At 67.7% G+C, this 19,513-nt stretch carries 15 protein-coding genes; 6 read left to right on the top strand and 9 right to left on the bottom strand.

What is annotated here, in order from left to right; genetic code table 11:
• Positions 1 to 199: 199 nt before the first annotated feature.
• Positions 200 to 1,195: an SDR family NAD(P)-dependent oxidoreductase gene (locus LQ566_RS17070; RefSeq protein WP_231092986.1), complete on the bottom strand. Its 996-nt coding sequence runs from the start codon at positions 1,193 to 1,195 to the stop codon at positions 200 to 202.
• 123 nt (positions 1,196 to 1,318) lie between these two features.
• On the opposite strand from LQ566_RS17070, the gene LQ566_RS17065 reads away from it, so the two are divergent.
• A complete protein-coding gene (locus tag LQ566_RS17065; protein WP_231092985.1) occupies positions 1,319 to 1,840 on the top strand; it encodes a TetR/AcrR family transcriptional regulator in 522 nt (173 codons plus the stop codon).
• Between the two features lie 47 nt (positions 1,841 to 1,887).
• Positions 1,888 to 3,360, top strand: coding sequence for a peptide MFS transporter (locus LQ566_RS17060; RefSeq protein ID WP_443677115.1), 1,473 nt, complete (start codon positions 1,888 to 1,890; stop codon positions 3,358 to 3,360).
• Between the two features lie 53 nt (positions 3,361 to 3,413).
• Here the strand turns inward: LQ566_RS17060 and LQ566_RS17055 are convergent, their stop codons facing one another.
• The 3 genes from LQ566_RS17055 to LQ566_RS17045 all read right to left on the bottom strand — a co-directional run bounded on the left by LQ566_RS17055 (position 3,414) and on the right by LQ566_RS17045 (position 5,665).
• A complete protein-coding gene (locus tag LQ566_RS17055; RefSeq protein ID WP_231092983.1) occupies positions 3,414 to 4,034 on the bottom strand; it encodes a DUF3349 domain-containing protein in 621 nt (206 codons plus the stop codon).
• Complete coding sequence (locus tag LQ566_RS17050; RefSeq protein WP_231092982.1) at positions 4,031 to 4,321, bottom strand: hypothetical protein; 291 nt, start codon at positions 4,319 to 4,321, stop codon at positions 4,031 to 4,033. The genes LQ566_RS17055 and LQ566_RS17050 overlap by 4 nt, the downstream gene beginning before the upstream one ends.
• Before the next feature lie 156 nt (positions 4,322 to 4,477).
• Positions 4,478 to 5,665: an inorganic phosphate transporter gene (locus tag LQ566_RS17045; protein WP_231092981.1), complete on the bottom strand. Its 1,188-nt coding sequence runs from the start codon at positions 5,663 to 5,665 to the stop codon at positions 4,478 to 4,480.
• A 159-nt stretch (positions 5,666 to 5,824) separates the two neighbouring features.
• On the opposite strand from LQ566_RS17045, the gene LQ566_RS17040 reads away from it, so the two are divergent.
• Both LQ566_RS17040 and LQ566_RS17745 read left to right on the top strand, forming a co-directional pair.
• Positions 5,825 to 7,336, top strand: coding sequence for an SDR family NAD(P)-dependent oxidoreductase (locus LQ566_RS17040; protein WP_231092980.1), 1,512 nt, complete (start codon positions 5,825 to 5,827; stop codon positions 7,334 to 7,336).
• A gap of 219 nt (positions 7,337 to 7,555) precedes the next feature.
• Positions 7,556 to 10,681 (top strand): Ig-like domain-containing protein, encoded by a 3,126-nt coding sequence (locus tag LQ566_RS17745; RefSeq protein ID WP_231092979.1) that lies wholly within the window; start codon positions 7,556 to 7,558, stop codon positions 10,679 to 10,681.
• 470 nt (positions 10,682 to 11,151) lie between these two features.
• On the opposite strand, the gene LQ566_RS17030 is transcribed toward LQ566_RS17745, so the two are convergent.
• Complete coding sequence (locus tag LQ566_RS17030; protein WP_231092978.1) at positions 11,152 to 13,650, bottom strand: DEAD/DEAH box helicase; 2,499 nt, start codon at positions 13,648 to 13,650, stop codon at positions 11,152 to 11,154.
• A 149-nt stretch (positions 13,651 to 13,799) separates the two neighbouring features.
• On the opposite strand from LQ566_RS17030, the gene LQ566_RS17025 reads away from it, so the two are divergent.
• Complete coding sequence (locus LQ566_RS17025; RefSeq protein ID WP_231092977.1) at positions 13,800 to 15,629, top strand: ParB/Srx family N-terminal domain-containing protein; 1,830 nt, start codon at positions 13,800 to 13,802, stop codon at positions 15,627 to 15,629.
• Positions 15,630 to 15,867: 238 nt separating this feature from the next.
• On the opposite strand, the gene LQ566_RS17020 is transcribed toward LQ566_RS17025, so the two are convergent.
• From LQ566_RS17020 to LQ566_RS17010, 3 genes are all read right to left on the bottom strand, one after another.
• Entirely contained in the window at positions 15,868 to 16,137 is a 270-nt protein-coding gene (locus tag LQ566_RS17020; RefSeq protein ID WP_231092976.1) for a GlsB/YeaQ/YmgE family stress response membrane protein, read from the bottom strand.
• Positions 16,138 to 16,163: 26 nt separating this feature from the next.
• Positions 16,164 to 16,658, bottom strand: coding sequence for a MarR family winged helix-turn-helix transcriptional regulator (locus LQ566_RS17015; protein WP_231092975.1), 495 nt, complete (start codon positions 16,656 to 16,658; stop codon positions 16,164 to 16,166).
• 73 nt (positions 16,659 to 16,731) lie between these two features.
• The gene (locus tag LQ566_RS17010) at positions 16,732 to 17,436 is read right to left on the bottom strand and encodes a hypothetical protein (protein WP_231092974.1); all 705 of its coding nucleotides are present in this window, start codon (positions 17,434 to 17,436) and stop codon (positions 16,732 to 16,734) included.
• A 102-nt stretch (positions 17,437 to 17,538) separates the two neighbouring features.
• On the opposite strand from LQ566_RS17010, the gene LQ566_RS17005 reads away from it, so the two are divergent.
• Positions 17,539 to 18,711 (top strand): glycosyltransferase, encoded by a 1,173-nt coding sequence (locus LQ566_RS17005; RefSeq protein WP_231092973.1) that lies wholly within the window; start codon positions 17,539 to 17,541, stop codon positions 18,709 to 18,711.
• Positions 18,712 to 18,764: 53 nt separating this feature from the next.
• Here the strand turns inward: LQ566_RS17005 and LQ566_RS17000 are convergent, their stop codons facing one another.
• Positions 18,765 to 19,460 (bottom strand): response regulator, encoded by a 696-nt coding sequence (locus LQ566_RS17000; RefSeq protein ID WP_231092972.1) that lies wholly within the window; start codon positions 19,458 to 19,460, stop codon positions 18,765 to 18,767.
• Positions 19,461 to 19,513 lie beyond the last annotated feature (53 nt).

The raw sequence follows: 19,513 nt of genomic DNA, 5'->3' as shown, positions 1-19,513 counted from the left end.
CGCGTACGAAGAGGCGTCTCGCGGGCGGCTGATGGCGTGTGCTGGCGGGGGGACAGTATCCGAAGCATCCGTGGCCGGAGGATCCGCACACGCACGTCGCGACTGCGCGTACGAAGAGGCGTCTCGCCGACACCTGACTGGCAGCTGATGGCGTGTGCCCGTGACAGCCGCGACGGCGTGTGGGTCCTCGGGGCCGGGCCTACTGAACGGACCAGCCGCCGTCGGAGGTGAGGACGGCACCGTTGATGTTCACCCCGTCATCGCTGAGCAGGAACGTGATCGATGCGGCGAGCTGCTCGGCGGTGGCGACGGTGGGGATGGCCTGCTGGAACGGCGCGAGACGGCCGGAGCCGTACTCCGACATGTTCGGCGGCATCGGGATACCGGTGGCGACGCCGCCCGGAGCGACCGAGTTCACGCGGATCCCCTGCGGGCCGTACATGAACGCTGCCGACTTGGTGACACCGATGATGCCGTGCTTGCTGGCGGTGTACGCGTTTCCGGAGGCATTGCCGCGCAGTCCCGCTTCGCTGGAGACGTTGAGGACGGCGCCGTGTCCGGCCGCCGCCATGATCGGCAGGACGGCGCGCATGAGCTTGAACGGTGCGGTGAGGTTGATGGCGATCACTCGATCCCACACCGCATCACTGGTCTCGCCCGCGGGGGAGAAGTCGTCGTTGATGCCGGCGATGTTGGCGAGCCCGTCGATCTTCCCGCCCGCGGCGGCGACGACGGCGTCGATGGCCTCCTGCTTCGTGAGGTCGCCCGCGACGGTGACGATGTCGGTGTCGGGGAGGTCGGACTTCAGCGCATCGAGCTTGTCGGCGGCGATGTCGGATGCGATCACCCGACCGCCCTCGCGGGCGATGCGCTCCGCCGTGGCTCGGCCGATCCCGGAGGCGGCGCCCGTGACGATCACGGTCTTGCCCGCGAAGCGACCCGGTGTGAACTGCGGACCGGATGCGGCAGCCTCCGCGGGAAGCTCTCCCCCGTTGGCCGCGCGCACCAGGTCGTCAACGACCGATTGCGGCATCGCCCCCTGGCTCATCGCCACCAGCTGCTGCAGGGGAAGCGCCAGCACCGGCGTGAGCTGGGCGACATCCGTGCCGCTCTGCTCGAACAACGCGCGGATGAGGGGGCCGCCGACGGAGTCGTTCAGCCAGTCCCCGATGGTGGAGTGTGCGGTCAGTGCCATGGTGTCTCCTTGCTCGAGAGAGATAACGCAACGGTGCGTCTACTTATTCAAGGGTACGCCCACTAGTCTGGGCTGGTGCCTCGTCCTCGCAGTGAAAAAGCCCGGCAAGCTGTCCTCGCCGCGATGCGCCGCGCGCTCGCGGCCGAGGGATACGCCGCGGTGACCATCGAGGGACTGGCCCAGGAAGCGGAGGTCGCGAAGCAGACGATCTACCGCTGGTGGCCGTCGAAGGCCGCGATCCTCGGCGAGGCGCTGCTGGAAGGCGAGATCCCCGGCATGGACGTGTCCGTCGCGATCACGGACGATCTCGAGGCCGACCTGCGTGCCTGGCTCACCACCATGTACGCGCACCAGGCGGACGCCGCCAGCACGGAACTGGCCCGTGCGCTGATCGTCGTGACGGCTACGGACGCCGATCTGGGCCTGCGCCTGAACGCGCGGCTGGCGGCTCCCATTCGTGAGTGGGTCGGCCATCGGCTCGCACTCGCGGAGGAAGCCGGCCAGCTGCGACCGGGCGTCGATGCGGCCGTCGTCGCCGATCAGCTCGTCGCGCTCGCCAGTTACGCTGCGCTGCTGGGAACCCCGGTCAGCGCCGAGCGCGTGGAGGCCACCGTGCAGATGCTGTTGCACGGTATCGCGGCCTGAATCCGTCATGCATTGTGCAGGTCGGCCGCCGTCGGGCGTAGCCTGGAATGATGCCTGACAATCCCGCCCCCACGAAGCCGCGTCCGACCGACACGCGCTTCTTCGGACAGCCCCTCGCGCTGATGAACATCTTCGGCGTGGAGATGTGGGAGCGGTTCAGCTTCTACGGCATGCAGGGCATCCTGCTCATCTACCTCTACTACTCGGTGGCCGACGGCGGACTGGGCATCCCGCAGGGCGTCGCGGCCGGCATCGTGGGCGCCTACGGCGGATTCGTGTACCTCTCGACGATCGTCGGGGCGTGGCTCGCTGACCGTGTGGTCGGCGCAGAGCGCGTGCTCTTCGCGAGTGCCATCGTGATCATGGCCGGTCACATCGCCCTGGCCCTCATCCCGGGAGTCTGGGGTGTGGGCATCGGCCTCGTTCTTGTGGCGCTCGGCTCGGGCGGGCTGAAGGCCAACGCCACCAGCGTGGTCGGCACCCTCTACGCCGCGGACGACACGCGACGAGACGGCGGATTCTCGCTGTTCTACCTCGGTATCAACCTGGGCGGGTTCCTCGGTCCGCTGCTCACCGGTCTGCTGCAGAGCACCCTCGGCTTCCACTGGGGCTTCGGTCTCGCCGCGGCGGGGATGGCCGTCGGGCTCGTGCAGTACTCGTTCGGTCGCCGCGCCCTTCCCGACGCCGCCCGGCGCGTTCCCAACCCGCTTCCCCGCAGCCGCTATGGCCTCTGGCTCCTCATCGCCGCGGCGGCGATCGTGCTGATCGTGGTGCTGGTGCTGCTGGGCGTGATCCGGGCGGACAACCTGTCCCTGACCGTGATCGTCACGGTCGTGGTCGCCACGATCGCGTACTTCGCGCTGATGCTCTCCAGCCGTCGCGTGCAGCGCGAAGAGCGCTCGCGGGTCGTCGCCTTCATTCCCTTGTTCATCGCCAGCGTGGCGTTCTGGTCGTTGTACCAGCAGCAGTTCACCGTGCTCACGATCTACTCCGACCAGAAGCTGGATCGCAGCCTGTTCGGCTGGACGATGCCGGTCTCGTGGGTGCAGTCCATCAACCCGATCTTCATCATCCTGCTCTCCGGCGTCTTCGCGGTGCTGTGGACCAAGCTCGGCGCTCGTCAGCCGTCGACCCCGGTCAAGTTCGCCCTCGGCACGCTGATCATGGGTGCCGCGTTCCTGCTCTTCCTCCCGTTCGCCGGGGGCGGGGCGAACTCCACTCCGCTGCTCGCGATGATCGCGATCCTGCTCGTCTTCACGGTGGCTGAGCTGCTGCTGTCGCCGATCGGCCTGTCGGTGGCCACCAAGCTCGCCCCTGCGGCGTTCCAGACGCAGATGGTGGCGCTGTTCTTCCTGTCGGTCTCGCTCGGCACCGCGGTGGCGGGGTGGCTGGCGCAGTTCTATGACGTGAACAACGAGACGCCGTACTTCCTCACCCTCGGTCTTATCGCGATCGTGATCGGAGCCTGCCTGGCCCTCGGCGCGAAGCCCGTGCTGAAGGCCATGCGCGGCGTGAGCTGACGCCACGAAGACGTCGGCCCGAGCGAGAACCGCGCGGGTCGACGTCTTCGGGTTCAGACCAGAGACCACCCCACGGCGTCGAGCCGGGCGCGCACGCGATCGATGTCCTCGGCGGAGGGCAGCTCGTGGAGGGATTTCGACAGTAGTACCTGAGCGTCAACCGCGGACAGCTGCTCGCCCGGGGCCGCCTGTGCGATGAGGACATCGCACACCATCTGGATCTCCATATCCGTCAGCCGCGGGCGAAGGAGTGCCAGCACGGGGATGCGATCCACCGGCGGCACCCCCTGCGGATAGCCGGCGCTGAGCCAGCGCAGCACCTGGGTGAGGATTCCCTCGTCCCGGTCCGGCTCGGGGGCCGCAGCAGCAGCGGCCTCCCGCATCGCGCCGTTGCTGAGCGGCCACCCCGCAGCGGCGAGACGCGCGGCAACGGTGCGCACGTCGTCCTCTGCCGCCTCTTCACGGGTGACGCGCGTGATGGCTTCGCGGATGTGAGACAGCCGCACCGGGTCCTGATCCGCGCGTTCCAGCGCCACGAGGACCTCCGCGAACTCCTCGTTCGACAGCGTCCGGCGCAGCAGCGCGAGCAGCGGGGTGTAGTCCTTCGGCGGAACGCCCTCCGGATAACCGGCCCGCAGCCAGCCGAGCACCTGCGACAGCAGCCCGGTACTCACTGACCGGCTCCGAAGAGGGAGATGCCGAAGTAGTGGTAGATGCTGAGGCGCGTGATCCACAGCACGGCCGCCAGCGCGACGAGCACCACGATCGTGAAGATCGCGTACCCGCTCACGAGCAGGGCGGGACGGCGGACGCCTGGCGCTTCGCCGTCCATCTCGCCGGTGCCGGCGGACTGTAGGCGCATGCCCACGGCGAACAGCGCGGGAAGGCCCGCACCGAAGACCAGGCCCAGCGCGAGCACGCGCAGTGCCGCCATACCCATCTCAGCGATGTCGATGTTCATGTCGTCCTTCTCGATTCCGGTTAGCGGGCCGTGGGTGCTGCGGGTGAATCAGTCCGGTCGATGTTCATGTCGTCCTCTCGATTCCGGTTAGCAGGCCGTGGGCGCTGCGGGTGAATCAGTCCGGTCGATGTACATGTCGTCCTTCTCGATTCCGGCTCAGCGGGCGGGGGCGGCGTCCGGAACGACCTTGCCGTCCCAGTCGGCGTTGACGTTGTTGTGGTCGACCTTCTGGCGGCGGCTGCGGACGAACATGGCGCTCGCGCCGGCGAGCAGCAGGGCGAACACCACGAGGGCCCCCGGGAGTCCGCCGATACCGGCGGCGATGAAGTAGCAGACGGCGCCCACGATGGCGGCGGCGGGCATCGTGATCAGCCATGCCGTGGCCATCCGGCCGGCGACCCCCCAGCGCACCGTGGCACCAGGCTTGCCCACGCCGGATCCGAGGATCGAGCCGGTCGCCACGTGGGTGGTCGACAGCGCCATGCCCATCGCCGACGAGGTCAGGATGATCGAGGCGGATGCGGCTTCTGCGGCCATACCCTGCGGCGAGTCGATTTCGACGAGGCCCTTACCGAGTGTGCGGATGATGCGCCAGCCCCCCATGTAGGTGCCGAGGGCGATCGCGATGCCGCAGACGAAGATGATCCAGATCGGCAGCCCCTCCGCATGGATCTGCTCCGTGGTGAGGGCTCCGTGAGCGATGAGGGCGAGCGCAATGACACCCATGGTCTTCTGCGCATCGCCCGTGCCGTGTGCCAGTGACACGAGCGAAGCCGTGCCGATCTGGCCCCAGCGGAACCCCACATCGCGGTGCTTGGCATGGACCCGGGCGGTGATCGCGTAGATCAGCCATGTTCCGACCGCGGCGACCGCACAGGCGATGACCGGCGACAGGAAGGCCGGGATGATGATCTTGCCGAGGATGCCGGCCCAGTTGACGGTGGCGGCACCCGCGATGCCTGCCCCGATGAGGCCGCCGAACAGCGCGTGGGAGGAGCTGGACGGCAGCCCCAGAAGCCAGGTGAGCAGGTTCCAGAGGATGCCTCCCACGAGGCCCGAGAAGATGATGATCATCGCGGTCTCCGCCGACAACCCGGGAACCAGCGAACCCTCCGCCGTCTGGATCGTGAGCACGTCCTTCGTGATGGTGGCGGCCACCTCCACGGACAGGAACGCGCCCACCAGATTGAGCACGGCGGACAGGGTCACGGCGACCTTCGGCTTCAGCGCGCCGGTGGCGATCGAGGTCGCCATCGCGTTCCCGGTGTCGTGGAATCCGTTGGTGAAATCGAAGCCCACGGCGGTGACGATCACGAGGATCAGGATCAGTAGTTCGGCGGTCACGTCGGCAAGTGTTCTCCTGCACCGCGAGCGCCCGCGGCGATTTTCGTGGACCGCCCTGTGAAGTTCACACGTCGTTCACCCCGATCCACGGTGATGCATTCGGCACGGGTCTCGATGCCGCGCGGCCGTTCGTCCAGGCTCCCCGCCTAGAATCGACGGGTGTCCACCCCTGATTCCGTCGAGTCCGAGCGCGCCCCCGAATCGGGCCTTGACCCCGAAGAACTCGAGATCGCGCTGCGCGTGCTCGCGCAGACCACCGAGCTCGATCCGGAGCACCCCGACTTCATCCGCGTTCGGCGCGCCACAGCGGGGATGTTCCGCGCGCACAAGCGGGCCCGGCGCAAGGAGATCCGCGAGTCCATCGCGGAGGCCGACCGCGCCGTGGTGGCCGCGACGGCGACCGGCTCGCCCGACCGCATCGACGACGAGACCCGCGGTATCGACATCTCCACGCGCACGGCCGCACCCTCCGCCGGTGAGCTGCGCAAACCCCGCAACTGTTACATCTGCAAGCAGCCGTACACGCGGGTCGACGCCTTCTACCACCAGCTGTGCCCGGAGTGCGCTGCCTTCAACCACAGCCGTCGTGACGCACGGGCCGACCTCACGGGCAAGCGCGCGCTGCTCACGGGCGGCCGTGCAAAGATCGGCATGCACATCGCGTTGCGCCTGCTGCGCGATGGTGCTCACCTGACCATCACCACGCGCTTCCCTCGTGACGCCGTGCGGCGGTTCTCGGCGCTGGAGGACTCCGCCGACTGGCTGCACCGGCTGCGCGTGGTGGGCATCGATCTGCGAGACCCCGCCCAGGTGATGGGGCTGGCGGACTCGGTGGCGGCGCAGGGGACGCTCGACATCCTGATCAACAACGCCGCCCAGACCGTCCGCCGGTCGCCGGGCGCGTACTCGCTCCTCGCGGACGCCGAGCTGCAGCCGCTTCCGGATGGACCCCTGCCGGAGATGGAGACCTTCGGTCATACCAACGACCTGCACCCGCATGCGCTGCAGGCCTCGGTGTCCGAGCACCCGTTGCTGTCGGTGGCCTCCCTGGCAGGCACGGTGGGCGTCGGTGCACCGGCGATCACGGCGGACGAGCTCACGCGCCTCGCGATGGCGCCCGGTTCCTCCTCGCTCGCCAAGCACCACGACGGCACTGCGATTGACGCGGGCGGCCTCGTGCCCGACGTGGAGCGCGTGAACACCTGGGTGCAGAACATCGGCGACGTGGATCCGCTCGAGATGCTGGAAGTGCAGCTGTGCAACACCACGGCTCCCTTCATCCTCATCAACCGGCTCCGCCCCGCGATGGCCGCGGCCGGACGGTCGTACGTGGTGAACGTCTCGGCGATGGAGGGCCAGTTCGCCCGCCGCTACAAGGGGCCCGGCCACCCGCACACCAACATGGCGAAGGCCGCGCTGAACATGCTCACGCGGACATCGGCGGGCGAGATGTTCGAGTCGGACGGAATCCTGATGACGGCGGTGGACACCGGCTGGATCACCGACGAGCGTCCGCACTTCACGAAGGTGCGCCTCGCCGAGGAGGGCTTCCACGCTCCGCTGGACCTCGTGGACGGCGCCGCTCGCGTGTACGACCCGGTCGTGCGAGGCGTCGCGGGTGAGGATCTCTACGGCGTATTCCTGAAGGACTACAAGCCGCATCCGTGGTGATGTGTATGACCCCTAGTTTGGGGTCATTCCGCTGTGGTCAGTACACGCAGCGGTCCGGGGCTCTGCAAGATTCATGTGAGGCAACTCGAATTACCCAGCGTGTCCCCGCACCCTCTCTCTGTGACAGTTGCCGGTCTCAGGGGCCTGAATAGATCTTCCGTTCTTCGCGCGTGCGCGAGGGCCGGTTTGTGGTGACACGCTTGTCGAAAGGAAGCGTCAGTGAGCCACCAGGTCCCGAAACGAGAACGCGCGCAGGGGCGCCGCACGATTCTGAAGCGGTCTGGTGCGGCTGCCGCCGGATTCGCCACCGTATTCGCCGGCGTCATCCTGCCCGTCACCGCCGCCCACGCCGCAGAAGACGTGATCACGGTCACCAACCTCACCAACTGTCAGGACCCGGGATCCTTCGGTGCGGCTCTCGCCGCAGCGAACGCCTCCACCAACCCCGACGGCGTGGAGATCGTCTTCGACGCGGCGCTCGCCGACACCGGTCCGATCATGCATCCCGGGTCGGTGTGCAAGATGTGGGATCAGCCGATCGGCGTCGGAAACGAGCTCGCGGGTGCCCTGGGCGCACGCTATCTCATCGACGCAGACGTTCCCGTCGACATCGATTTCACGAATCTCGACGGCATCGACACCACGACGGATGCGGATTTCGCCGGCATCTACGTCCACTCGGACAACGTCACGCTCTCCAACCTGGACAAGCTCAAGGCCGGTGCGGCGGGCCTCGCCATCGACGGCACCAACGTGTCCGTCGACAATATGACCTTCGACGACGCGGAGGGCCCGATCGCCGAGGTCGGCGTCGCGCTGCTGAACGGCGCGAGCGATGTCTCGATCACCAACAGCACCTTCGTCAGCCAGTGGTGGTCCTCGATCCTCATCGACGGATCCCAGGCGAACCCCACCACAGTGACCAACATCACCATCGACAACATCACCAGCCGCGGTGTCGAATCCGGCTACGGCCACATCGACATCGAGGACGGCGCCGTCGTCAACGGTCTCACCATCACCAACAGCGACTTCGGCGCGGCGGACGAGAGCTCCACCTCGCCGAGCTTCTACATCAACCCGGCGGTCACCACCACGGGCCTCACGTTCAGCGACAACACGATGACGCAGGGTACCGGCCCCGAGCGCAACGTCGTCATGTTCGAGGGTGGCTACGGCAACACCTCGTCGTTCACCGACACCGTGTTCGACGGCAACACCTTCACCGGCGTCTCCCGTACCCAGCCGCTCTCGCGCATCATCGGTGCGAACAGCGGCACGTGGACCGGTCTGGACTACACCAACAACACCGCCACGTTCACGCGCGGCATCCTCATGAACGGCACCATCACGGATGCGCTGTTCGACGGGAACACGTTCACCGAGACGCGCGAGCCGAACGGTGCGGCGCTGAGCCTCGGGCTGTCCGGTACGGCTGTGAACGACAACGTGACCGTGTCGAACAACTTCTTCGACACGGTCTGGGCTGTCGACGCCGTGCGCGTCCAGGGCGCGGATGCTCAGGACGTGGCGATCACGGACAACCGATTCCACGACTTCTACGCCGACGTCAGCCGCTCGGCCGTCGCGATCGTGGCGCCCGGTGCCGGTAACACGGTGAGCGACAACGAGTTCATCCAGCACCTCGACCGCGGCGACAACGTGGACCTGCCTGCCAATATGGCCAACCACTGGGCGGTGTACCTGTGGGCGGAGGCGGGCGCTGCCAGCGCCGACGCGAACGTCGGCTGGAGCGTTGTGAACAACAGCGTGGATGGCTTCGGCGGCAACCCGGCGATTGCTACGCAGGCTCCGATCACGGACAACGCCCTGGGTAAGGCGAGGATCACCGGCAACACGTTTGGCCCCAACACCCGCGGCAGCTTCGACCCGGAGACCGAGAACCTCGGCTACTGGTTCGTGTGGAACGACCGCGCCGGTGTGAACAACCGCGTTCAGACGTTCCGAGCCGAGAGCGTCATCTACAACGGCACCACGGCAAGCTTCACGGCCACCCAGCCGGCGCCGGAGGCAGGCAACAACGCGGCCGTGGCTCCGGTCACGCTGCACGTGTACTGGACCGCTGACAATCACGCCGAGGAGTACCTGGGCACGATCGACAACGTCACGCCGGGCCAGAAGGTCACGATCGGTACCGCACACACCTCGGGTTACCTCCGTGTGCAGACCGTCGATGCGAACGGCAACACCTCGCAGTATTCGAGCATCGACAAGAACATCGTGGTCGCCCCGCCCGCCCCGGTCGTCACCGAGACCACCGAGACGACCGCCGAGGGTACCGGCACGCCGGCCGCCGCTGTTGAGGTTCGTGACGCGGACGGCACGGTCGTGGGTACGGCGACGGTCGCTGCCGACGGTAGCTGGACGGTTGCCGGTCTGGAGTGCGGCACGGATTACACCGTGGTGCAGATCGTGGATGGTGTGGACAGCGCTGAGACGCCGTTCTCGACCGCCGACTGTGCCGTCGCGCCCACGGCTCCGGTGGTGACCTCCACCACGGAGACCGCTGCTGCGGGTACGGGCACGCCGGCCGCCGCTGTTGAGGTTCGTGACGCGGACGGCACGGTCGTGGGTACGGCGACGGTCGCTGCCGACGGTAGCTGGACGGTTGCCGGTCTGGAGTGCGGCACGGATTACACCGTGGTGCAGATCGTGGATGGTGTGGACAGCGCTGAGACGCCGTTCTCGACCGCCGACTGCGTCGAGCCCGGCGTGCCGGGCGCCCCGCTGGTGACGACCATCACCGATGACGGCGCCGAAGGCACCGGCCTCCCGGGAGCCGTCATCGAGATCCGCGACGCCGACGGCAAGGTCGTGGCCACCACCACAGCTCAGGCCGACGGCAGCTGGTCGGTCGACGGCCTGCAGTGCGGAACCACCTACGCCGTGGTGCAGATCGTCGACGGCGTCGAGAGCGCCCCGACCTCCATCACCACCGCTGACTGCGCGGTGACTCCGACCGTCCCCACCGCTCCGATCGTCACCGAGGTGACCAAGGAGACGGTGTCGGGAACGGGCGAGGCCACGGCGACGGTCACCATCCGCGACAAGGACGGCAAGAAGGTCGCGAGCGGCACGGTGGATGCGAAGGGTGCCTGGAGCATCAACATCTCGAAGCTCGCGTGCGGCACGGACTACTCGGCGACCCAGACCCGCGACGGCGTCGAGGGTCCGGCGACGAAGTTCCGCACCGCGGCCTGCGCTGCCACGCTGCCGACCACGGGTGCGCCCGATGTCAGCGGCCTGGTGGGCGCAGCAGCGCTCCTGTTCCTGCTCGGTGCTGGTGCACTCATGATCATCCGTCGTCAGGGCTCGAAGGCCTGATCGAGGAGATCGCACCGAAGGCGGCAGCCATCTGGCTGCCGCCTTCGGCATGTTCCGGCCCCCGCAACAGCACAGCGCCCGTCGCCTCCGGTGAGGCGGCGGGCGCTGTGTCGTGGGGGCGACTCAGAAGTCGGCGCCCTCAGCCTGCGAGGGGTGACGGTCGTACCACGCCGGCGTGGCGGCGAAGTCGAGGGCGTCTGCGTCGAAAGTGGTGGTGCTGCGGTCCATGATGTGGCTCCTGCGTTGTGGTGTGTGTCGCGCGGGTGCCATCATCGGCACGGCCCGCGGTTGAATCCCTTCCAGGATCCCGCCGGTGGTGCACGGATGGGTGGGGTTCAGGCGGCAAAACACGACGCAGTTTACGTTCGGTGTAAAGAATCCAAGGTCTGTCCTCCGCGAGTGGCCACAAGAGCGTCGCGGGGAGCTCGGTCGAGGAAGAGAGGGGAGTTCTTTCGCCGACGCCCTTCTCGCTACAGGCGATCCACCGCACTCAGCTGCAGGACGGCAGCGCCGGCCTCATCCGACGCTGCGAGGTCGACCACCGCGGAGATCCCCCAATCGTGATCTCCCGCCGGGTCCTCGATGATCTGGCGCACGCGCCATTCGGAGGCGCCTTCCTCAAACAGGAGCATCGCGGCGCTGCGCGCGTCGGGGCCGGTGCCGATGGTGTCGTGCTCGGCGTAGTAGCCGTCGAGCGCACCCTCCCAGTCGAAGCCGGGGTCCAGTTCCGCCAGCGCGGCCATGTCCTCGCGCGCCGCCAGCTGGACGCGCCGGAACAACTCGTTGCGCACCAGGATGCGGAAAGCACGGGTGTTCGCGGTGAGCCGCTTCGGAGCCGGCGGGACGATGGGGGTGTCGTCATCCTCCGTGGTCGTCGGCGAGACGAGCTGCTCCCACTCGTCCAGCAGCGACGAGTCCACCTGGCGCACCAGTTCACCGAGCCACTCGATGATGTCCCAGAGCTCTTCGTTCTTGAGCTCATCGGGGATGGTCTGCCGGGCGGCTCGGTACGCATCGGAGAGGTAGCGCAGCACGACGCCCTCACTGCGCGCGATCTGGTAGAACGCGACGTACTCGCCGAACGACATGGCTCGTTCATACATGTCGCGCACGACGGATTTGGGGTGCAGCTCGAAATCGCGCACCCAGGGCTGGGCCGACGCGAATGTCTCGAACGTTGCCGCGAGCAGCTCTTCGAGGGGCTTCGGATAGGTGATCTGCTCAAGCAGCTCCATGCGCTCCTCGTACTCGATGCCCTCGGCCTTCATCGCCGCGACCGCCTCGCCCCGGGCACGGAACTCCTGCTGATTCAGGATGGCTCGCGGATCGTCCAGCGTGGATTCGACGATGGAGATCATGTCCAGTGCATAGGTGGCCGACTCCGGATCCAACAGCGAGAAGGCGGCGAGCGCATAGGGGGACAGCGGCTGGTTGAGGGCGAAGTGGGGTTGCAGATCCACGGTGAGCCGGGGCTGGCCGTCCGGACCCGCCTCCACCACCTCCGACTCGCGCAGCGTGCGGTAGATGCCGAGCGCGCGGCGGGCGAGCTCATACTGGCGGTGTCGCGGCTCGTGGTTGTCGAACACGAGCGAACGCACCGCTCCCACCACATCGCCGCCTCGGCCGATCACGTTCAGGAGCATCGCGCTGGTGATCTGCATGCTGCTGCCGAGAGTCTCCGGCTGCGAACCGATGAGCTTCTGGAACGAGGGCTCACCCCAGGAGACGAAACCCTCGGGGGCTTTCTTGCGAATGATCTTGCGCTTCTTCTTCGGGTCGTCCCCCGCCTTCTTGATCGCCGCGAGATTCTCCGTCTCGTGCTCGGGAGCCTGCACCATCACCGTGCCTGCGGTGTCGTAGCCGGCCCGTCCCGCGCGTCCCGCGATCTGGTGGAACTCGCGCGCGTTCAGCTGGCGCATCCGGGTTCCGTCGTACTTGGTGAGCGCCGTCAGCAGCACGGTGCGGATCGGGACGTTGATTCCGACGCCGAGCGTATCGGTGCCACAGATCACCTTGAGCAATCCCCGCTGGGCGAGCTGCTCGACGAGTCGCCGGTACTTGGGCAGCATGCCCGCATGATGCACGCCGATGCCGGCGCGGAGGAACTTGCTGAGGGTCTTCCCGAAGCTCGTCGTGAAGCGGAATCCGGCGATCAGCTCGCCGATGGCGTCGCGTTCCTCGCGGCTGGCGATCTTCGCCGACAACAGAGCCTGCGCGCGTTCCATCGCGGCCGCCTGGGAGAAGTGCACGATGTAGACCGGTGCGCGGTCGGTGTGCAGCAGCTCCTCGATGGTCTCGTGGATCGGCGCCGTCTCATAGAAGAAGTGCAGGGGGACCGGGCGCTCCACACCGGTGACGACAGCGGTCTCTCTGCCGGTGCGGCGCGTGAGGTCGGCGGCGAGGTCGGTGACGTCACCGAGCGTGGCCGACAACAGGACGAACTGCGCCTGCGGCAGCTCGAGAATCGGCACCTGCCAGGCCCAGCCGCGATCGGGGTCGGCATAGAAGTGGAACTCGTCCATCACCACTTGTCCCACCGCGGCGTCCGAGCCGCCGCGCAGCGCGAGGTTGGCGAGGATCTCCGCGGTGCAGCAGATGATCGGCGCGTCGGGGTTCACCGAGGAGTCGCCCGTCACCATTCCCACGTTCTCCGCGCCGAAGACATCGACCAGTGCGAAGAACTTCTCGCTCACCAGCGCTTTGATCGGTGCGGTGTAGTAGGTGCGACGACCATCGGCCATCGCGGCGAAGTGCGCGCCGATGGCGACGAGTGACTTTCCCGTGCCGGTGGGCGTGGACAGGATGAGGTTGTTGCCGGAGACGATCTCGATGACCGCCTCGTCCTGGGCGGGGTAGAGGGAGAGGCCGGTCGACTCGGCCCAGGTGACGAAGGCTTCGTAGATCGCGTCGGGTTCGGGCGCGGCGCCGTCGATGCGGAGGGCGGAGGGATCCAGCGGCGCAGCAGTCATGATTCTTCGATTCTCCCGCATGGCCTCCGCCGATTCGCACGGGTTGCGTCGAGGGCCTCAGCTGCCCGCCTCAGCGGAGAGGGCCAGACGGCACCGTCTGTTCACCACGGCGACATCCGGTGCTCATCTGTGATGGTCAGCATCGAGGAGTGAAGATCGCCCGTCCCCTCGCCGCGCTCGGAGCAGGTGCCGTCGCTGCGGCTGCTGTGCTTCTCGGCCTGCCCGTGTCCTCCGCCCACGCCGTCGATTCGCCGACCGACGTCAAGGATTCGTCGTGCGTCGCCGGTGACGGCCGTGCGTTGTGTGCTGAGCTCGGCACGCTGCTCGACGTGCGCGTGGGCGACGTCCATCCGACGCAGCCGTCCCTCGGCTACGACGAGGTGTTCTACAAGCTCGGCCGCTATGACTCCGAGATCGGCAAGGACGCGGTCAACAAGCGCTTCGCCGACTGGTGCGAGGCGAACGGGCAGGAAGATGCGGCATCGGCGGAGCCGGGGGCCACGCTGCTGGATCCCGCCACCTTCACCTGCACCGTGCCGGTCGGGTCGGAGACGGCGGCGACCATCGCACCGATGAAGACTGTCGTGATCGGCCCCGGCGGGACGCTGTACCTGACGGACGGCCACCACACCCTCACCTCGTTCCAGGAGAACGCCGGCCCGGATGTGCATGTCCGGCTGCGGGTGCTGGGGAACCTGTCGGGTCTGTCGGAAGCGGACTTCTGGCAGGCGATGCAGGACAATCGGTGGACCTGGCTGCGCGACGTGAACGGTGCGCCCATCACGCCAGCACAGCTTCCTTCCACTGTCGGGCTCGCCAACTTCCAGGACGATCGTTACCGTTCGATCCTCTACTTCGCCCGCGACATCGGCTACATCGCCGACGGCGCCGTGCCGTTCCAGGAGTTCTACTGGGGCACCTGGCTGCGTACGCGCGACGACATCGACGTGGCGGGCTGGAACCAGGACGACTGGGCCGCGTCCCTCGCCCTGGTGCGTCAGATCAGTGAGGCGCAGGTCGCCCTCGGCGCCGATACGGTCGTGGACCCGCAGTCGGGCTACACGGCGGGTGATCTCAGCGTGCTGGGCGCATGGAACGACGGCAAGAGTGAAACCAAGGGGGAGTGGGCCAAGCTCGCGAAGCCGTACAGCGAGGCGAAGCCGGGCAAGCTCGCATACATGACGGAGTATCGCCTCGCGCACCCCGTCACACCCGAACCGACGCCTTCTCCCACCGCTTCGCCGACTCCGACGCCCACGGATTCTCCGGAGCCGACGGTCTCGCCGGAGCCGACGAGCTCCCCGGAGCCGACCAGTTCCCCTGAGCCGACCAGTTCGCCTGAGCCGACCAGTTCGCCTGAGCCGACGTCTTCGCCTGAGCCGACGTCTTCGCCTGAGCCGACGTCTTCGCCTGAGCCGACGGTCTCGCCGGAGCCGACCAGTTCCCCGGAGCCGACCAGTTCCCCGGAGCCGACCGCTTCCCCTGAGCCCACCGCGTCGCCGGAGCCCACCGCGTCGCCGGAGCCCACCGCGTCGCCGGAGCCCACCGCGGGCGAGGGCACGGTCACCGTCTCCGGTGATCTGGTCGCCGGAGGCGAGATCACCGTGTCGGGTTCCGGCTTCGCGCCGCGTGTGCCGGCGACGGTCGAACTGCACTCCGACCCGGTTGTCCTCGGTACGGTCACGACGGACAGCAGCGGATCGTTCACTCTGGGCGCCACGATTCCTTCGAGCGTTCCAGCCGGTGACCATCGCATCGTGGTGGTCGTCGACGGTGTATCGGTCGGAAGCATCCCCGTCACGGTGTCGGCAGCGCCGACCCGGTCGGTGCCGCCCCTGGCCTCTGCCACCTCGGTCCCGCCGGCAGCGGGCAACCTGCCGCGAACCGGAGCGGCGCTCGACACGCTGCCGCTGTGGATCGGCGGATGTGCGGCTGTTGCTGGCCTGGTGCTGATCGCTCGGCGTCGTTCACACGTCTGAGTCGGTGGGACCCCGGCGGTGGATGTGCGGCTTTGCTGGCTTGGTGTTGATTGCTCGGCGTCGTTCACATGTCTGACTCGGTGGGACCCCGGTGGCGGATGTGCGGCTTTGCTGGCCTGGCGTTGATTGCTCGGCGTCGTTCGCACGCCAACCTCGGGCCCACAAACACGACGGTGCCGTGGGGGGAATCCCCCACGGCACCGTCACGTTCGTATGTGCGTTCCTGCCGGAACCCGGGTCAGGCGTCCTTGCGGCTCTTGCCCGTGATCAGCGACACGACCCAGACCACGATGACGGATCCGAGGATCGATGCCAGCCACGACCACGGCGAGAAGAAGCTCGTCATCACGTTGTCGCTGTCGGTGATCATGCCGACGATCCAGCCTCCGACGACACCGCCGATCAGACCGCAGATGAGAGTGCCGATCCAGCCCATCGACTTTCCGACGATGGCCTTACCGATGGCGCCGCCGATGAAACCCAGAATGATCCATGCGATGAATCCCATGATGTCCCTTTCCCGATCTGTTGTGATCACGTTCGAAGATCAATGAGATCTTCCGCGACGGAGTGGAGGAAGCGAGCCACAGCGTTCTGCTCGTCCTCCGTGAGCTCGGCCGCGCGCGACAAGATGGCGTTCTGCACCTCTCCCATCGTTCGCGCGACACGTTCCGCGCCCTGCTCGGTGATGCGCAGGGCGATGGAGCGACGATCATCCGGATGTGCGTCGCGGACCATGTCACCGCGACTCACCAGCCGGTCGATCATCGTGCTCATCGCGCTGTGCTTCATGCCGAGGAGCTCGGCGAGCTCGCGCTGACGGAGGACGACGCCGCGAGGCTCTGCAAGGAGCACCGTCTGCATCGCCGCCAGCTCACCGGAAGACAGCTTGAGCGCCGTGTGCATCTGCACGCGGACGCGCCGCTCGGCTTCCAGCAATGCCAGCATTCCGCTCATCACGGCGACCTGGCCGGCGGACTGCGCGGCGGGGAGCCGCGGGTCCTCGGTGTTCGTCGTGTTGAGCATCATCCCGCTCCTTCCGTCTGAAACATCTTGGCGTGAACAGTTGGAAAAGTCAACTGTTGCCGATCCGGATGTGTTCTTACGGGGTCGGCCCGGGGGTCGACCACGGTGACACCGGGGCGACGGTGACGACCGGCTGAGGCTCGATCGGGGTGCCGTCTTCACGGAAGTAGAGCGGACCGTCGGCGGGGAAATAGAACAGCGGGACCGACGTCGGCCCCTCGAAGGCGGGCAGCGATCGCCAGGTCGTCACCGTGTCGTCTTCGATGATCATCGACCTCAGCTCGCCCGCATCGCCGGCCACGCACGGGGAGTCGGCGGACACTTCGACCCGTCCGGCAGAGGGTATGACGGTCACCACCAGCCGCCCTATCGAGGCGTCTTCCGCGATGACATTCCACTCCGCACCCTGGCCCGTCCCGTACACCGGGGAGCTGCTTTCCAGCCCGGCGCGCGCGAACGCTTCTGTCGCACGTTCCTGCAGAGCGGCGGCGTCGGAGATGTCCACGTCCACGTCACGGCGATAGGAGAACATGTAGCCGAAGTCCCCGCTCCAGCCCCGACTGCACGCGATCGGAACGGCACCGTAGCCCCCCGTCGGCACGGTCCAGTCCCCGGGATGGATCGCCATCAGGACACGGTGCATGGTGGTCGCGGTGCTCAGGAACTGCTGCTGGGCGCTCTGGTAGAGCTCCACCCCGTGCAGCGTTCGGGCGCACCCGGTGAGCGATGTCAGCAGCAGGGCGATCGAGACGATGAGCGCCGTGCGGATGCGGTTCGCCATGCGGCGAGTATGTCATCGGCGCGGGACGCGCGGGCGACCACCGCGCGCAGGGGCTGTGGACTCCTCCCGTCGCCGCGGACTCGTTCCTGCGATCCTGTCCCGATGCCTTCCTCTCCTCTGCCCGATCGCGTCCTCGCCGTGCACCCGGGAGCAGAACAGTACGGCTCGGACCGCGTGTTCGCCGAGGCGGTGCGCGGGATGCTCGCGGCCGGCTCCGACGTCCGCGTGCTTCTGCCGCAGGAAGGTCCCCTCGCCGATGAGCTTCGGGAGGCCGGAGCCGACGTCCAGGTGTCGGATCTGCTCGTCCTTCGCAAGTCGCTGATGGCGCCCTCGGGATGGTCGCTGCTGGTGCGCCTCGCCCTTCATGAGGTTCGACGGGTCCGGCGGCTGATTGCGGAGCATCGCGCCGAGCTCGTCTACGTCTCGACCATCACGTTGCCGCTGTGGTGTCTGCTCTCCCGCCGTCGCGCGAGTGTGGTTCTGCACCTGCACGAAGCGGAGACCGCCGCCGGTGCCCTGGTGCGACGGGTGCTCGCGTTCCCCGCGCGCTCCGCCGATGTCGTCGTCTGCAACAGTCGGTTCACCCGCGACGATCTGCTCTCCAGCGAACCCGCCCTCTCTGCCCGCACCAGAGTGGTCCTCAACCCCGTGCCCGTGCCGTCCGGCGTCGCTCCGGCTCGGCAGAAGCTCGATGGCACCCTCCGGATCGGATATCTCGGCAGGCTCTCCCCGCGCAAGGGAGTGGATCTGCTGGTGAGCGCGCTGCCCGCCCTCGTCGAGGGCGGCATTGACGCCCGGCTGGACCTCGTGGGCGCGGTGTTCCCCGGCTACGAGTGGTACGAACGCGAGTTGCGCGCCGCAGCGCTGGAGCGGGGAGTCGCCGATCGTGTCCGGTTTCTGGGCTTCCGTTCGGATGTGGGTCCCTGTCTCTCGGACATCGACGTGCTGGTGGTCCCGTCCCGTCTCGACGAGGGTTTCGGGAACGTCGCCGTGGAGGCGGTGCTGGCCGGGCGCCCCGTGATCGTGGCGGCGCGAGCGGGGCTGAAGGAGGCGATCGCCGCGGTCCCGACGGCGCGGGCGGTCGAGCCTGACGACGTTCCGGCGCTCGTCTCAGCGCTGCGGCACGTCATCACCGACTGGCAGGCGATCGTCGCGTCCACCGGCGAGGCGAAGCGGGTGGTGGCAGAGCGGCATTCCACGTCGAGCTTCCACACGCGCCTGATCGATGCGCTCGCGGAGGCCCGAGACCGTTCCCGCGCCCGCACCCTCGGATGATGGACGACGTCGCCGTCACGGACGAGCGCACCGCGTCGTCGGCGTGCGTTCCGTCAGCTCGGTGATGCGGCGTCGAGAATCAGCCGGTAGCCCATTCCCGATTCGGTGAGCAGGTGGACGGGGCGCGACGGATCGCGTTCGAGCTTCTTGCGCAACTGCGAGATGTACAGGCGGAGGTACCCGGTGTCGCTCACCTGATCGGTGCCCCACAGCTCCTTGAGCAGGGCCTGTCGTGTGACGAGAGCGCCGGGGTGGCGGGCCAGGAACTCGAGCATCCGCCATTCCGTGGGAGTGAGATGCACCGCGATGTCCTCGCGGGTCACCACGTGGGCGGCGAGGTCCACCTCGACCGCGCCGAACCTCACCACGGGGTCGGTCGGCGTGATGGCCGGCTGGGCGCGGCGCGACACTGCTCGCAGGCGCGCCAGCAGCTCATCCATCTGGAACGGCTTGGTGACGTAGTCATCCGCACCCGCGTCGAGGGCGTCGACCTTGTCCGCGGACCCGGTCCGGCCGGAGACCACGATGATGGGAGCCGTCATCCAGCCGCGCAGTGCGTGGATCACCTCCACGCCATCCAGGTGGGGCATGCCGAGGTCCAGCATCACGATGTCCGGGTGCTCGGCGACCGCCTGCGCCACTGCTTCCTCTCCATCGGCCGCCGTCACGACCTCGTAGCCCTGCGCGCCGAGGGTGATGCGCAGCGCACGCACGAGCTGGGGGTCATCGTCCGCTATCAGGAGTTTCATGCACCCTCCGATGAGTGTCGTATGGCGGTGAGGAGAGGGGAGGCGGGAAGGAC

Source organism: Microbacterium nymphoidis, assembly GCF_021044885.1.
GTDB lineage: Bacteria > Actinomycetota > Actinomycetes > Actinomycetales > Microbacteriaceae > Microbacterium > Microbacterium nymphoidis.
The sequence above is the reverse complement of the archived record's forward strand: the minus strand, read 5'-3'. Positions and strand labels throughout refer to the sequence as shown.